Annotated in this window: 22 protein-coding genes; all 22 read left to right on the top strand. The window is 65.4% G+C overall.

Annotation, left to right across the window (positions count from 1 at the left end; genetic code table 11):
* Position 1 precedes the first annotated feature (1 nt).
* Complete coding sequence (rplD, locus tag GZ64_RS0115155; RefSeq protein WP_021201122.1) at positions 2-664, top strand: 50S ribosomal protein L4; 663 nt, start codon at positions 2-4, stop codon at positions 662-664.
* On the top strand, positions 661-984 hold the full coding sequence (gene rplW / locus GZ64_RS0115150) for a 50S ribosomal protein L23 (RefSeq protein WP_017829206.1): 324 nt from the start codon (positions 661-663) through the stop codon (positions 982-984). The genes rplD and rplW overlap by 4 nt, the downstream gene beginning before the upstream one ends.
* Before the next feature lie 20 nt (positions 985-1,004).
* Positions 1,005-1,844, top strand: a complete 840-nt coding sequence (rplB, locus tag GZ64_RS0115145) for a 50S ribosomal protein L2 (protein ID WP_029267379.1) — start codon at positions 1,005-1,007, stop codon at positions 1,842-1,844.
* Between the two features lie 12 nt (positions 1,845-1,856).
* Entirely contained in the window at positions 1,857-2,138 is a 282-nt protein-coding gene (gene rpsS / locus GZ64_RS0115140) for a 30S ribosomal protein S19 (protein ID WP_017829205.1), read from the top strand.
* The gene (gene rplV / locus GZ64_RS0115135; protein WP_021201121.1) at positions 2,138-2,536 is read left to right on the top strand and encodes a 50S ribosomal protein L22; all 399 of its coding nucleotides are present in this window, start codon (positions 2,138-2,140) and stop codon (positions 2,534-2,536) included. The genes rpsS and rplV overlap by 1 nt, the downstream gene beginning before the upstream one ends.
* On the top strand, positions 2,536-3,291 hold the full coding sequence (gene rpsC, locus GZ64_RS0115130) for a 30S ribosomal protein S3 (protein WP_017201587.1): 756 nt from the start codon (positions 2,536-2,538) through the stop codon (positions 3,289-3,291). The genes rplV and rpsC overlap by 1 nt, the downstream gene beginning before the upstream one ends.
* Positions 3,291-3,710, top strand: a complete 420-nt coding sequence (gene rplP, locus GZ64_RS0115125; protein WP_017829203.1) for a 50S ribosomal protein L16 — start codon at positions 3,291-3,293, stop codon at positions 3,708-3,710. The genes rpsC and rplP overlap by 1 nt, the downstream gene beginning before the upstream one ends.
* Positions 3,710-4,027 (top strand): 50S ribosomal protein L29, encoded by a 318-nt coding sequence (rpmC, locus tag GZ64_RS20290; protein ID WP_017829202.1) that lies wholly within the window; start codon positions 3,710-3,712, stop codon positions 4,025-4,027. The genes rplP and rpmC overlap by 1 nt, the downstream gene beginning before the upstream one ends.
* Complete coding sequence (gene rpsQ, locus GZ64_RS20285) at positions 4,027-4,359, top strand: 30S ribosomal protein S17 (protein ID WP_021201120.1); 333 nt, start codon at positions 4,027-4,029, stop codon at positions 4,357-4,359. Before rpmC ends, rpsQ begins: the two co-directional genes overlap by 1 nt.
* A complete protein-coding gene (gene rplN / locus GZ64_RS0115110; RefSeq protein WP_017201583.1) occupies positions 4,356-4,724 on the top strand; it encodes a 50S ribosomal protein L14 in 369 nt (122 codons plus the stop codon). Before rpsQ ends, rplN begins: the two co-directional genes overlap by 4 nt.
* A 2-nt stretch (positions 4,725-4,726) precedes the next feature.
* Entirely contained in the window at positions 4,727-5,086 is a 360-nt protein-coding gene (gene rplX, locus GZ64_RS0115105) for a 50S ribosomal protein L24 (RefSeq protein ID WP_021201119.1), read from the top strand.
* Positions 5,086-5,676 carry a 50S ribosomal protein L5 gene (rplE, locus tag GZ64_RS0115100; RefSeq protein ID WP_021201118.1) on the top strand — a complete coding sequence of 197 codons (591 nt, stop codon included), beginning with the start codon at positions 5,086-5,088 and terminating at the stop codon, positions 5,674-5,676. Before rplX ends, rplE begins: the two co-directional genes overlap by 1 nt.
* A 132-nt stretch (positions 5,677-5,808) precedes the next feature.
* Complete coding sequence (gene rpsH / locus GZ64_RS0115095) at positions 5,809-6,207, top strand: 30S ribosomal protein S8 (RefSeq protein WP_021201117.1); 399 nt, start codon at positions 5,809-5,811, stop codon at positions 6,205-6,207.
* Between the two features lie 6 nt (positions 6,208-6,213).
* Entirely contained in the window at positions 6,214-6,750 is a 537-nt protein-coding gene (gene rplF / locus GZ64_RS0115090) for a 50S ribosomal protein L6 (RefSeq protein WP_017829197.1), read from the top strand.
* Between the two features lie 2 nt (positions 6,751-6,752).
* The gene (gene rplR / locus GZ64_RS0115085) at positions 6,753-7,112 is read left to right on the top strand and encodes a 50S ribosomal protein L18 (protein ID WP_017201578.1); all 360 of its coding nucleotides are present in this window, start codon (positions 6,753-6,755) and stop codon (positions 7,110-7,112) included.
* A 20-nt stretch (positions 7,113-7,132) separates the two neighbouring features.
* A complete protein-coding gene (rpsE, locus tag GZ64_RS0115080) occupies positions 7,133-7,810 on the top strand; it encodes a 30S ribosomal protein S5 (protein ID WP_017829196.1) in 678 nt (225 codons plus the stop codon).
* Positions 7,810-7,995, top strand: coding sequence for a 50S ribosomal protein L30 (gene rpmD / locus GZ64_RS0115075; protein ID WP_017201575.1), 186 nt, complete (start codon positions 7,810-7,812; stop codon positions 7,993-7,995). Before rpsE ends, rpmD begins: the two co-directional genes overlap by 1 nt.
* Entirely contained in the window at positions 7,995-8,630 is a 636-nt protein-coding gene (rplO, locus tag GZ64_RS19200) for a 50S ribosomal protein L15 (protein ID WP_036331632.1), read from the top strand. The genes rpmD and rplO overlap by 1 nt, the downstream gene beginning before the upstream one ends.
* 183 nt (positions 8,631-8,813) lie before the next feature.
* On the top strand, positions 8,814-10,136 hold the full coding sequence (secY, locus tag GZ64_RS0115065; protein ID WP_021201115.1) for a preprotein translocase subunit SecY: 1,323 nt from the start codon (positions 8,814-8,816) through the stop codon (positions 10,134-10,136).
* The gene (locus tag GZ64_RS0115060) at positions 10,133-10,738 is read left to right on the top strand and encodes an adenylate kinase (protein WP_029267378.1); all 606 of its coding nucleotides are present in this window, start codon (positions 10,133-10,135) and stop codon (positions 10,736-10,738) included. Before secY ends, GZ64_RS0115060 begins: the two co-directional genes overlap by 4 nt.
* A 1-nt stretch (position 10,739) precedes the next feature.
* Positions 10,740-11,591, top strand: coding sequence for a type I methionyl aminopeptidase (gene map / locus GZ64_RS0115055; RefSeq protein ID WP_029258207.1), 852 nt, complete (start codon positions 10,740-10,742; stop codon positions 11,589-11,591).
* Entirely contained in the window at positions 11,591-12,259 is a 669-nt protein-coding gene (locus GZ64_RS0115050) for a DsbA family protein (RefSeq protein WP_021201112.1), read from the top strand. The genes map and GZ64_RS0115050 overlap by 1 nt, the downstream gene beginning before the upstream one ends.
* Positions 12,260-12,342: the final 83 nt, after the last annotated feature.

Here is a 12,342-nt window from a genome sequence, read left to right as displayed (position 1 = left end):
CATGGCTGACTCCACTCTCGCGCTCGACGTCCTCAAGGCAGACGGCAAGAAGGCAGGCTCGATCGAGCTTCCCGCCGCGCTGTTCGACGCCAAGACGAACATCCCGCTCATCCACCAGGTCGTCGTCGCGCAGCTCGCGGCGGCTCGCCAGGGCACGCACTCGACCAAGCGTCGTGGCGAGGTCTCGGGTGCCGGTCGCAAGCCCTTCAAGCAGAAGGGCACGGGTAACGCCCGTCAGGGTTCCATCCGCGCGCCGCACATGACCGGTGGTGGCATCGTGCACGGCCCCAAGCCGCGCGACTACTCGCAGCGCACCCCCAAGAAGATGATCGCCGCCGCCCTCCTGGGCGCGCTCAGCGACCGCTTCCGCGGTGACCGCATCCACGCCATCGAGTCCTTCGGGATCGACGGAACGCCTTCGACCAAGACCGCGGTGAACTTCCTCACCAACGTCGTCTCGTCGAAGAACGTGCTCGTCGTGATCGAGCGCAACGACGACGTGACGCTGAAGAGCATCCGCAACCTGTCGAACCTGCACGTGCTGACGTTCGACCAGCTCAACGCATACGACGTGCTCGTCTCCGACGACATCGTCTTCACCCAGGCCGCGCTCGAGGGCTTCATCGCCTCCAAGTCCGGCGCCAACCAGGAGGTCTCCGCATGAGCGAGCAGGCATCTGTTCTCCAGACGGCCCTGAACAAGGACCCGCGCGACATCATCCTGAAGCCGGTCGTGTCCGAGAAGAGCTACGGTCTCATCGATGAAGGCAAGTACACCTTCCTCGTCGACCCGCGCGCTTCGAAGACCGAGATCAAGCTCGCCATCGAGAAGATCTTCGGCGTCAAGGTCGCAGGGGTCAACACCCTCAACCGCGTCGGCAAGGCACGCCGCACCCGCTTCGGCACCGGCAAGCGCAAGGACACCAAGCGCGCCATCGTCACCCTGAAGTCGGGCACCATCGACATCTTCACGGCAATCGGCTGATCCGGGGGATAAGGACAATAATGGCTATTCGCAAGTACAAGCCCACGACCCCGGGCCGTCGCGGCTCGTCGGTGGCTGACTTCGCCGAGATCACTCGATCGACGCCGGAGAAGTCGCTGCTGCGCCCGCTCTCGAAGACCGGTGGTCGCAACAACCAGGGCCGCATCACGACCCGTCACATCGGTGGTGGCCACAAGCGCCAGTACCGTCTCATCGACTTCCGTCGTAACGACAAGGACGGCGTCAACGCCAAGGTCGCTCACATCGAGTACGACCCCAACCGCACCGCGCGCATCGCGCTGCTGCACTACTTCGACGGTGAGAAGCGCTACATCCTCGCTCCGGCGAAGCTGAAGCAGGGCGACATCGTCGAGTCGGGTGCCGGGGCTGACATCAAGCCCGGCAACAACCTCCCGCTGAAGAACATCCCCACGGGTACCGTCATCCACGCGATCGAGCTCCGCCCCGGCGGCGGCGCGAAGATGGCACGTTCGGCCGGTGCATCCGTCCGTCTCGTCGCCAAGGACGGCCCCTACGCCCAGCTGCGTCTGCCCTCGGGCGAGATCCGCAACGTCGATGCGCGCTGCCGCGCGACCATCGGCGAGGTCGGCAACGCCGAGCAGTCGAACATCAACTGGGGTAAGGCCGGCCGCATGCGCTGGAAGGGCGTCCGCCCGACCGTGCGTGGTGTCGCGATGAACCCGGTGGACCACCCGCACGGTGGTGGTGAGGGTAAGACCTCCGGTGGTCGTCACCCCGTCTCCCCGTGGGGCCAGGCTGAGGGTCGTACCCGTCACGCCAACAAGGAAAGCGACAAGTACATCGTGCGTCGTCGTAACGCCGGCAAGAAGCGTAAGTAGGAGTAAGAGAAGATGCCTCGCAGTCTTAAGAAGGGCCCCTTCGTCGACGATCACCTGCTTCGCAAGGTGGTCGTGCAGAACGAAGCCGGCACCAAGAACGTCATCAAGACCTGGTCCCGTCGGTCCATGATCATCCCGGCCATGCTGGGTCACACGATCGCGGTCCACGACGGACGCAAGCACATCCCTGTGTTCGTGTCCGAGACCATGGTCGGTCACAAGTTGGGCGAGTTCGCGCCCACCCGCACCTTCCGCGGCCACGAGAAGGACGACAAGAAGGGGCGGCGCCGCTAATGGTCGAATCGATCGCACGCGTGCGACACATCCGCGTGACCCCTCAGAAGGCTCGTCGTGTCGTCGCGCTCATCAAGGGCAAGCAGGCACAGGAAGCTCTCGCGATCCTCAAGTTCGCACAGCAGAGCGCCAGCGAACCGATCTACAAGCTTGTCGCGTCGGCCATGGCCAACGCGCAGGTGAAGGCGGATCGCGACGGCGAGTTCCTCGACGAGCAGGACCTGTACGTGGCCAACGCGTACGTCGACGAGGGCACCACGCTCAAGCGTTTCCAGCCCCGTGCTCAGGGTCGCGCTTTCCAGATCAAGAAGCGCACGAGCCACATCACGGTCGTGCTCTCGACGCCTGAGGCAGCTCCGGCCGCCACGGGCGACAGCAACAAGAAGGCGAGCAAGTAATGGGACAGAAGGTAAACCCGTACGGCTTCCGTCTCGGCATCACGACGGACCACGTCTCGCGTTGGTTCTCTGACTCGACGAAGCCGGGTCAGCGCTACGCCGACTACGTCGCCGAAGACATCAAGATCCGTAACCTGCTCAAGACGCAGCTCGACCGCGCCGGTGTCTCGAACATCGAGATCGAGCGCACCCGTGACCGCGTCCGCGTCGACATCCACACCGCCCGTCCGGGCATCGTGATCGGTCGTCGTGGGGCCGAGGCCGAGCGCATCCGCGGCGACCTCGAGAAGCTCTCGGGCAAGCAGATCCAGCTGAACATCCTCGAGGTCAAGAACCCCGAGGCCGACGCTCAGCTGGTCGCACAGGGTATCGCCGAGCAGCTCTCTGCTCGTGTGGCGTTCCGTCGTGCGATGCGCAAGGGTCTGCAGGGCGCGCAGCGCGCCGGCGCCAAGGGCATCCGCATCCAGGTCTCCGGCCGCCTCGGCGGCGCCGAGATGAGCCGTTCGGAGTTCTACCGCGAGGGTCGTGTGCCGCTGCACACGCTGCGCGCGAACATCGACTACGGCTTCTACGAGGCGAAGACCACCTTCGGCCGCATCGGCGTGAAGGTCTGGATCTACAAGGGCGACCTGACCGCGAAGGAGCTCGCTCGCGAGCAGGCCAACGCACCCAAGGCTCGTCGTGACGACCGTGGTGGCGACCGCCGCCGTGCCCCGCGCAACGAGGCACCTGTCGCAGAAGGAGCGTCGGCATAATGCTCATCCCCCGTAAGGTCAAGTTCCGCAAGCAGCACCACCCGGGTCGCTCGGGTCAGGCCACCGGCGGCACGAAGGTCTCCTTCGGCGAGTACGGTATCCAGGCCCTCACGCCCGCTTACGTGACGAACCGTCAGATCGAGTCCGCTCGTATCGCGATGACCCGTCACATCAAGCGTGGTGGAAAGGTGTGGATCAACATCTACCCCGACCGTCCGCTCACGAAGAAGCCTGCCGAAACCCGCATGGGTTCCGGTAAGGGTTCCCCCGAGTGGTGGGTCGCCAACGTCAAGCCGGGCCGTGTCCTCTTCGAGGTCGCGGGTGTCGACGAGGAGCTCGCACGCGAAGCTCTGACCCGTGCAATTCACAAGCTGCCGCTCAAGGCACGCATCATCAAGCGCGAGGAGGGCGACGCGTAATGGCGATCGGCACCAAGGAGCTCGCCCCGGCAGAGCTCGACACATTCGAAGACCAGCGCCTCGTCGAGGAGCTGCGCAAGGCCAAGGAGGAGCTGTTCAACCTCCGTTTCCAGTCGGCCACCGGCCAGCTGGAGAGCCACGGCCGCATCCGCGCCGTCAAGCGCGACATCGCGCGCCTCTACACCGTGATCCGCGAACGCGAGCTGGGCATCCGTGCGACGCCCGCTCCGGTCGAGGCTCCGGCCAAGAAGGCGACCAAGTCGAAGGCGAAGAAGGCGGACTCCGCCGACGACGCCGTGAAGGAAGAGGCTGAGTGATGGCCACCAAGAAGGAAGCGACTGTGGAGACGCAGGCCGCAGGACACGAGTCGTCCGAGCACGACGTCCGCGACTCCGCTGCCCGCGGTTACCGCAAGGCACGTCGCGGCTACGTCGTCAGCGACAAGATGGACAAGACCATCGTGGTCGAGGTCGAGGACCGCGTGAAGCACCCGCTTTACGGCAAGGTCATCCGCCGCACCTCGAAGGTCAAGGCGCACGATGAGGCGAACTCCGCCGGCATCGGCGACCTGGTCCTGATCAACGAGACCCGCCCGCTGAGCGCCACGAAGCGCTGGCGCCTGGTGGAGATTCTGGAGAAGGCCAAGTGATCCAGCAGGAATCCCGACTCAAGGTCGCCGACAACACCGGCGCCAAGGAGCTGCTCACCATCCGCGTTCTCGGTGGCTCGAAGCGCCGTTACGCGGGACTCGGCGACACCATCGTCGCGACCGTCAAGGACGCGATCCCCGGTGGCAACGTCAAGAAGGGCGATGTCGTCAAGGCGGTCATCGTCCGCACCAAGAAGGAGGTCCGTCGCCCGGACGGCTCCTACATCAAGTTCGACGAGAACGCCGCAGTGATCCTGAAGAACGACGGGGAGCCCCGCGGCACCCGTATCTTCGGGCCGGTCGGTCGTGAGCTTCGCGACAAGAAGTTCATGAAGATCGTCTCGCTGGCGCCGGAGGTCATCTAATCATGGCGAAGATCAAGAAGGGTGACCTGGTTCAGGTCATCACCGGTGCCACGCAGGAGCGTGGCGGCGACCGCGGCAAGCAGGGCAAGGTCCTCGACGTCCTTTCCGACAAGAACCGCGTCATCGTCGAAGGCGTGAACTACGTCACCAAGCACACCCGCGTCGGCCAGACGCAGCGTGGCACCAAGACCGGAGGCATCGAGACCGTCGAAGCCTCCATCCACATCTCGAACGTCGCACTCGTCGACCCCTCGACCAAGAAGCCGACCAAGGTCGGCCACCGGGTCGAGGAGCAGACCAAGGACGGCGTCAAGCGCACCGTCCGCGTGCGCTACGCGAAGAAGAGCGGTAAGGACCTCTGATGAGCACCGACACTGCCGCGCCGGCTGGCAAGATCCAGCCGCGCCTGAAGCAGAAGTACAACACCGAGATCAAGAAGGCGATGCAGGACGAGTTCGGTTACGCGAACGTCATGCAGATCCCCGGACTGGTCAAGGTCGTCGTGAACACCGGTGTCGGCGAGGCAGCTCGCGACAGCAAGGTGATCGATGGCGCGGTCGACGATCTCACCAAGATCACCGGCCAGAAGCCGATCGTCACGAAGGCTCGCAAGTCCATCGCGCAGTTCAAGCTGCGCGAGGGTCAGGCCATCGGCGCGCACGTCACCCTCCGCGGTGACCGCGCGTGGGAGTTCGTGGATCGCCTCGTCTCGCTCGCACTGCCCCGTATCCGCGACTTCCGCGGTCTCTCGGGCAAGCAGTTCGACGGCAACGGCAACTACACCTTCGGTCTCCAGGAGCAGAGCGTGTTCCACGAGATCGATCAGGACAAGATCGACCGGGTTCGCGGTTTCGACATCACCGTCGTCACCACCGCGAAGACGGATGAAGAGGGCCGGGCACTGCTCCGTCACCTCGGATTCCCGTTCCGCTCGGAAGACGCACAGGCGTAACACCCTCGACGGGCTCAGTGGTCTCGTGTCACTGAGCCCGTCGATGTGCACGTACAATTGAAAATTGCGTGTCATCGCAGGCCGTCTGTCGTGTAACGGCAGCCGGAACCTCATGAACAAAGGAAATCAACAATGACAATGACAGACCCGGTCGCAGATCTGCTGACCCGTCTGCGCAACGCGAACTCGGCGCACCACGATTCCGTGACCCTGCCGTCGAGCAAGCTCAAGACGCACATCGCTCAGATCCTCCAGCAGGAGGGCTACATCGCCGGCTGGGAGACCTCTGACGCCCGCGTCGGACAGAACCTCACGCTGACGCTGAAGTACGGTCCCAACCGTGAGCGCTCCATCGCTGGCATCAAGCGCGTCTCGAAGCCCGGTCTCCGCGTCTACGCGAAGTCGACCGAGCTTCCCACGGTCCTCGGCGGCCTTGGCGTGGCGATCCTGTCCACCTCCTCCGGTCTTCTCACCGACCGTCAGGCAGAGCAGAAGGGCGTGGGCGGAGAAGTTCTCGCCTACGTGTGGTAATTCGAAATGTCGCGTATTGGACGACTTCCCATCGACGTTCCCGCGGGCGTGACCGTTTCGGTCGACGGCCGCGAGGTCGCGGTGAAGGGCCCCAAGGGTGAACTCACCCTCACGGTGGCCAGCCCCATCGAGGTCGCGGTCGAGGAGAACCAGGTTCTGGTCTCCCGTCCCGACGACGAGCGCGAGTCGCGGTCGCTTCACGGCCTGACCCGCACGCTCATCAACAACAACATCATCGGCGTGACCCAGGGCTACACCAAGGGTCTCGAGGTCGTCGGCACCGGTTACCGCGTGCAGCAGAAGGGCAGCTCGGTCGAGTTCGCCCTCGGCTTCTCGCACCCGGTCCTGATCGACCCGCCCGCCGGCATCACGCTCACGGTCGAGGGCACCACCAAGCTCACCGTCAGCGGGATCGACAAGCAGGCTGTCGGCGAGGCAGCTGCCAACATCCGCAAGATCCGCAAGCCCGAGCCGTACAAGGGCAAGGGTGTGCGCTACGCCGGCGAGAACGTGCGTCGCAAGGCCGGAAAGAGTGGTAAGTAACCATGGCTCTCAAGTCAAAGTCTGACGCCCGCGCGCGTCGTCACGCCCGCCTTCGCAAGAAGGTCGTCGGCACCGAGGCGCGTCCGCGTCTCGTCGTCAACCGCTCGGCCCGCCACGTCTTCGTGCAGCTGGTCGACGACAGCAAGGGTCACACCGTGGCGTCGGCTTCGACGCTCGAGACCGACCTGCGCTCGCTCGAGGGTGACAAGACCGCCAAGGCCCGCAAGGTCGGCGAGCTCCTCGCCGAGCGTGCGAAGGCTGCCGGCGTTTCCGAGGCAGTGTTCGACCGTGGCGGCAACCGCTACGCCGGTCGTGTCGCCGCCATCGCCGACGGCGCCCGCGAGGGGGGTCTGGCACTGTGAGTGACAACAAGGAGAACGAAGTGACCGAAGCGGCTGCTGCCACTTCCGAGACGGCTGCCGGCACCACGCAGGCTGAGCCGGCTCGCGATTCGCGTGATGGCCGCCGCGGCGGTCGTGACCGCAACCAGGGTGGCGGCCGTGACCGCAACTCTCGTGACCGTGGCGACAACCAGTTCCTGGAGCGCGTCGTCACCATCAACCGCGTCTCCAAGGTCGTGAAGGGTGGTCGTCGCTTCAGCTTCACCGCCCTCGTGGTCGTCGGTGACGGCAACGGTCTGGTCGGCGTCGGCTACGGCAAGGCCCGCGAGGTCCCTCTGGCGATCTCGAAGGGTGTCGAAGAGGCCAAGCGCAACTTCTTCCGCGTTCCGCGCGTCGGCAGCACCATCCCGCACCCCGTGCAGGGTGAGGCGGCCGCTGGTGTGGTCCTGCTCCGTCCGGCCGCTGCCGGTACCGGTGTCATCGCCGGTGGTCCGGTCCGCGCCGTGCTCGAGTGCGCCGGTATCCACGACGTGCTGTCGAAGTCGCTCGGCTCGTCGAACACGATCAACATCGTGCACGCGACGGTCACCGCCCTGAAGCAGCTCGAGGAGCCTCGTGCGGTCGCCGCGCGTCGTGGCCTCGAGTTCGACCAGGTCGCCCCTGCGCGCCTCGTGCGCGCCGAGGCCGAGGCCATCGCCGCACAGAAGGTAGGTGCCTGATGGCCGCGCGACTGAAGGTCACGCAGATCAAGTCCAAGGTGAGCGAGAAGCAGAACCAGCGTGACACGCTGCGCAGCCTCGGTCTGAAGCGGATCGGTGACACCACCGTCCGCCCCGACGACGCGCAGACGCGCGGTTACGTCAAGACCGTCGCCCACCTCGTCAAGGTTGAGGAGATCGACTAATGGCTGAGAAGAACGAGGCCGTCGAGGCTGAGAAGGCCACGAAGAAGGCTGCAGCTCCCAAGGCTACCGCCGAGAAGAAGCCGGCCGCGAAGAAGGCTCCGGCCAAGAACGCTGCCGCCGACGCCAAGGCTGAGGGCGCTGCCAAGAAGCCGGCCGCCAAGAAGGCTGCGCCGAAGAAGGATGCTCCGGCGTCCCGCCCCGGCGTGCTGAAGGTGCACCACCTGCGTCCCGTCCCCGGATCCAACACCGCCAAGACTCGCGTCGGCCGTGGTGAGGGCTCCAAGGGTAAGACCGCTGGTCGTGGAACCAAGGGCACCAAGGCGCGCAACACCGTTCGCGTCGGCTTCGAGGGTGGGCAGATGCCGCTGCACATGCGCACCCCGAAGCTGCGCGGGTTCAAGAACCCGTTCCGCGTGGAGTACCAGGTCGTGAACCTGGAGAAGCTCGCGGAGCTGTACCCGAAGGGTGGCGATGTCACCATCGGCGACCTGGTCGCCAAGGGTGCCGTTCGCAAGAACGAGAAGGTCAAGGTTCTCGGAAACGGCGACATCGCCGTGAAGCTCACCGTTTCGGTCGACAAGGTCTCGGGTTCTGCCGAGCAGAAGATCGTCGCGGCTGGCGGATCCGTCAAGTAACCGCTTAGCAAGAGGGGTCGGAGATTCTCCGGCCCCTCTTGTGGTTTCACACTCCGAGACCTCGCTCTGGGGCCGCATCCGGCGGGCCTGGTATCGGTGGCGAATTCCGGGGAGCCCGGTTTGCGTTACCCTGGTCTTTCAGCCGTCCTTCGGGAATCGGCAACCTTTTCAGGAGGAACGTCCTTGTTTAGCGCCATCGCGCGGATCTTCCGCACCCCCGACCTGCGTCGGAAGATCGGTTTCACACTCGCCATCGTTGCGATCTACCGGCTCGGCTCCAACGTCCCGGCGCCGTTCGTGAACTTCCCGAACGTCGAAGAGTGTCTTGCCGCCAACGCGGGCACCGATGGGCTGCTCGGACTGGTCAACCTCTTCTCCGGCGGCGCGCTGCTGCAGCTGTCGATCTTCGCGCTCGGCGTCATGCCGTACATCACCGCGACGATCATCACGCAGCTCCTGCGCGTGGTCATCCCGCACTTCGAGGCGCTCCACAAGGAAGGACAGGCCGGCCAGGCCCGTCTGACCCAGTACACGCGTTACCTCACGATCGCCCTCGCGTTGCTCCAGTCGACGACTCTCGTCACGGTGGCCCGCAGCGGCCAGCTCTTCGGCACGACCGATCTCGCGGCCTGCCAGCAGCTGCTGACGAACGACGTGTGGTGGGCGCAGTTGCTCATCATCATGGCGATGACGGCCGGTACCGGCCTGATCATGTGGTTCGCCGAGCTCGTCACCGAGCGCGGCATCGGCAACGGCATGTCGCTGCTCATCTTCACCTCGATCGCCGCCACGTTCCCCGGTGCCATGAGCCTCATCTGGCAGACCAAGGGCTTCGAGGTCTTCCTGCTGGTGCTGCTGGTCGGAATCATCGTGATGGGGCTCGTCGTGTTCGTCGAGCAATCCCAGCGACGCATCCCGGTGCAGTACGCCAAGCGCATGGTGGGTCGACGCACCTACGGCGGCACGAACACCTACATCCCGATCAAGGTGAACATGGCGGGTGTGATCCCCGTGATCTTCGCCTCGTCGCTGCTGTACATCCCGGCACTCATCGCGCAGTTCAACACCCCGCAGGACGGATCGACTCCGGCCGCCTGGGTGACCTGGATCACGACGAACTTCACGTCGGGCAACAGCCCGGTGTACATGGCCGCGTACTTCCTGCTGATCATCGGGTTCACGTACTTCTACGTGGCGATCACGTTCAACCCGGTCGAGGTCGCGGACAACATGAAGAAGTACGGCGGTTTCATCCCCGGCATCCGCGCGGGCCGCCCGACGGCCGAGTACCTCGACTACGTGCTCACCCGCATCACGCTCCCCGGCTCCCTGTACCTCGGTCTGATCGCGCTCATCCCGCTCATCGCTCTGGCCACCGTCGGCGCCAACCAAAACTTCCCGTTCGGCGGCGCCTCGATCCTCATCATCGTCGGTGTGGGTCTCGAGACGGTCAAGCAGATCGACGCGCAGCTGCAGCAGCGACACTATGAAGGGCTCCTCCGATGACAGCATCCGCACGTCTTCTCATCGTCGGCCCGCAGGGCTCCGGCAAGGGCACGCAGGGCGTGCGCATCGCCGAGTCCTACGGCATCCCGGTCGTCTCGACCGGCGACATCTTCCGGGCGAACATCAAGGAGGGGACGCCCCTCGGGCAGCAGGTCACGGCGATCCTCGACAAGGGCGACCTCGTTCCGGACGAGCTGACGAGCGAGATCGTGCGCGACCGCCTGTCACAGGACGATGCCGCTCACGGCTTCCTGCTCGACGGCTACCCGCGCAACACCGCGCAGGTCGCCCACCTCGAGTCGTTCCTCGCCGAACGGGGACAGGCGCTCGACGCCGTCATCCTCCTCGACGTGCCGCGCGAGGAGAGTCTGGAGCGTCTGACACTCCGTGCGACCGAGCAGGGGCGCTCCGACGACACCCCGGAGGCCATCGGCCACCGCCTCGACATCTACGAGCGCGAGACCGCTCCGATCCTCGAGGTCTACGGGGCCAAGGGCATCGTCGACCGTATCGACGGCGTCGGCTCCCTCGACGAGATCACCGAGCGTATCGCCGAGGCCCTGGCCGCGCGCGGTCTGCGTCTCGCGGCCTCCGCCTCCTGAGATGTTCCGCCGGTCGATCTACAAGACCCCGGCTCAGCTGCGGGCGATGGTGGAGCCCGGGCTGATCACGGCAGCGGCACTGGACGCCGTCCGCCCCCTGATCAAGGCCGGCGTCACCACCCTCGAACTCGACACCGTGGCGAACCGCACGATCCTCGCCCGCGGCGCCGAGTCGAATTTTCAGCTGGTGCGCGGCTACCACCACACGACCTGCATCTCGGTGAACGAGCAGGTCGTCCACGGGATCCCGGGGGAGCGGGTGCTCCAGCCGGGTGACATCGTGTCGGTCGACTGCGGTGCGCAGTTCCAGGGGTGGAACGGCGACAGCGCGATCACGGTCGTCGTGCCCGACCCGGAGCGCCCGGAGCTCGTCGCCCAGCGCGAAGAGCTCTCCCGCGTGACCGAGGGGTCGATGTGGGCGGGAATCGCCGCCATGGCGTCCGTGTCGTCGATCGACGAGATCGGTGCGGCCATCCAGGACTACATCGAGGCGCAGGGACCGTCCGCCGTTACCGGTGAGCCCTACGGCATCCTGCGCGAGTACGTCGGACACGGCATCGGTCGCAAGATGCACGAAGCCCCCAGCGTCTTCAACTACCGCACACCCGACCGCGGTGAAGACGTGAAGCCCGGCCTCGTGCTCGCGATCGAGCCGATGGTCACCGCCGGCGGGGAGGCGACCTTCATCGAGGAGGACGACTGGACCGTCACGACGGTCGACGGTACGGACGGCTCCCATTGGGAACATAGCGTCGCCCTGCATGATGGGGGTATCTGGGTGCTGACTGCGCCCGATGGTGGAAGAGCCGGACTCGCCCCGTTCGGGGTCGAGCCTCGAGAGATCGGAAAGTAATGGCAGCGGCGAAGAGCAACACCAACTGGTTCGCGATCGGCGTCTCCATCGCCGTGGTCGTGGTGCTGGTGGCGATCGGTGGACTCGTGGTGTTCCTCAACAACCAGGCGACCTCGCCCGGCGCGGCGCCGAAGGCCAACGACACCTTCAACTCCGAGACCGGTGCGGTCTCGTTCGGCGACGGTGAAGACACCATCGCGGTGTTCGTCGACTTCCAGTGCCCGGTCTGCAAGACCTTCGAGGACCAGTTCGGTGCTCAGCTCGAAGCCGCGGCTGCCGACGGCCGCATCACGCTCGAGTACCACCCGATCGCGATCCTCGACCGCTTCTCGCAGGGCACCGAGTACTCCTCACGGTCGGCAGGTGCCGCGTTCTGCGTCGCCGAGTCGAACCCTGACCTGTACCTCGACTTCGCCAAGACGCTCTTCGAGAACCAGCCCGAGGAGAACTCGACCGGTCTGACGAACGACCAGCTGGCCGGCTTCGCGACACAGGTCGGTGCGGATGACGCGGTCTCGTGCATCACCGACGAGACGTACCGCAAGTTCGGTGCGGCGCAGGCGAAGTCCCACGAGATCGCCGGCACGCCGACGGTGGACATCAACGGCACGCGCCTCAACCTGCAGGACCAGGCCGACCTGAAGAAGTTCACCGACCTGATCAGCTGAACCGGCGGCTTCCCGGCCCTGGCCGTCAAGTTGCCGGATGGCTCCGGAGCGTCTAACATAGATCTTTGGTGCTTTGTGCCTTG

It is taken from the genome of Microbacterium sp. Cr-K32 (assembly GCF_000708345.1).
GTDB classification, from domain to species: Bacteria; Actinomycetota; Actinomycetes; order Actinomycetales; family Microbacteriaceae; genus Microbacterium; species Microbacterium maritypicum_A.
The sequence above is the reverse complement of the archived record's forward strand: the minus strand, read 5'-3'. Positions and strand labels throughout refer to the sequence as shown.

What these genes read in the sequence shown, in the direction of transcription:
- map (WP_029258207.1), top strand. Translation starts at nt 10,740, where the DNA reads ATGTTCCGCCGGTCGATCTACAAGACCCCGGCTCAGCTGCGGGCGATG.
- rpsQ (WP_021201120.1), top strand. Translation starts at nt 4,027, where the DNA reads ATGGCCACCAAGAAGGAAGCGACTGTGGAGACGCAGGCCGCAGGACAC.
- rplE (WP_021201118.1), top strand. Translation starts at nt 5,086, where the DNA reads ATGAGCACCGACACTGCCGCGCCGGCTGGCAAGATCCAGCCGCGCCTG.
- rplF (WP_017829197.1), top strand. Translation starts at nt 6,214, where the DNA reads ATGTCGCGTATTGGACGACTTCCCATCGACGTTCCCGCGGGCGTGACC.
- rplO (WP_036331632.1), top strand. Translation starts at nt 7,995, where the DNA reads ATGGCTGAGAAGAACGAGGCCGTCGAGGCTGAGAAGGCCACGAAGAAG.
- rplV (WP_021201121.1), top strand. Translation starts at nt 2,138, where the DNA reads ATGGTCGAATCGATCGCACGCGTGCGACACATCCGCGTGACCCCTCAG.
- rpsC (WP_017201587.1), top strand. Translation starts at nt 2,536, where the DNA reads ATGGGACAGAAGGTAAACCCGTACGGCTTCCGTCTCGGCATCACGACG.
- rpsH (WP_021201117.1), top strand. Translation starts at nt 5,809, where the DNA reads ATGACAATGACAGACCCGGTCGCAGATCTGCTGACCCGTCTGCGCAAC.
- rplP (WP_017829203.1), top strand. Translation starts at nt 3,291, where the DNA reads ATGCTCATCCCCCGTAAGGTCAAGTTCCGCAAGCAGCACCACCCGGGT.
- rpsS (WP_017829205.1), top strand. Translation starts at nt 1,857, where the DNA reads ATGCCTCGCAGTCTTAAGAAGGGCCCCTTCGTCGACGATCACCTGCTT.
- rplW (WP_017829206.1), top strand. Translation starts at nt 661, where the DNA reads ATGAGCGAGCAGGCATCTGTTCTCCAGACGGCCCTGAACAAGGACCCG.
- rplB (WP_029267379.1), top strand. Translation starts at nt 1,005, where the DNA reads ATGGCTATTCGCAAGTACAAGCCCACGACCCCGGGCCGTCGCGGCTCG.
- rpmD (WP_017201575.1), top strand. Translation starts at nt 7,810, where the DNA reads ATGGCCGCGCGACTGAAGGTCACGCAGATCAAGTCCAAGGTGAGCGAG.
- rplX (WP_021201119.1), top strand. Translation starts at nt 4,727, where the DNA reads ATGGCGAAGATCAAGAAGGGTGACCTGGTTCAGGTCATCACCGGTGCC.
- GZ64_RS0115060 (WP_029267378.1), top strand. Translation starts at nt 10,133, where the DNA reads ATGACAGCATCCGCACGTCTTCTCATCGTCGGCCCGCAGGGCTCCGGC.
- rplD (WP_021201122.1), top strand. Translation starts at nt 2, where the DNA reads ATGGCTGACTCCACTCTCGCGCTCGACGTCCTCAAGGCAGACGGCAAG.
- GZ64_RS0115050 (WP_021201112.1), top strand. Translation starts at nt 11,591, where the DNA reads ATGGCAGCGGCGAAGAGCAACACCAACTGGTTCGCGATCGGCGTCTCC.
- rplR (WP_017201578.1), top strand. Translation starts at nt 6,753, where the DNA reads ATGGCTCTCAAGTCAAAGTCTGACGCCCGCGCGCGTCGTCACGCCCGC.
- rpmC (WP_017829202.1), top strand. Translation starts at nt 3,710, where the DNA reads ATGGCGATCGGCACCAAGGAGCTCGCCCCGGCAGAGCTCGACACATTC.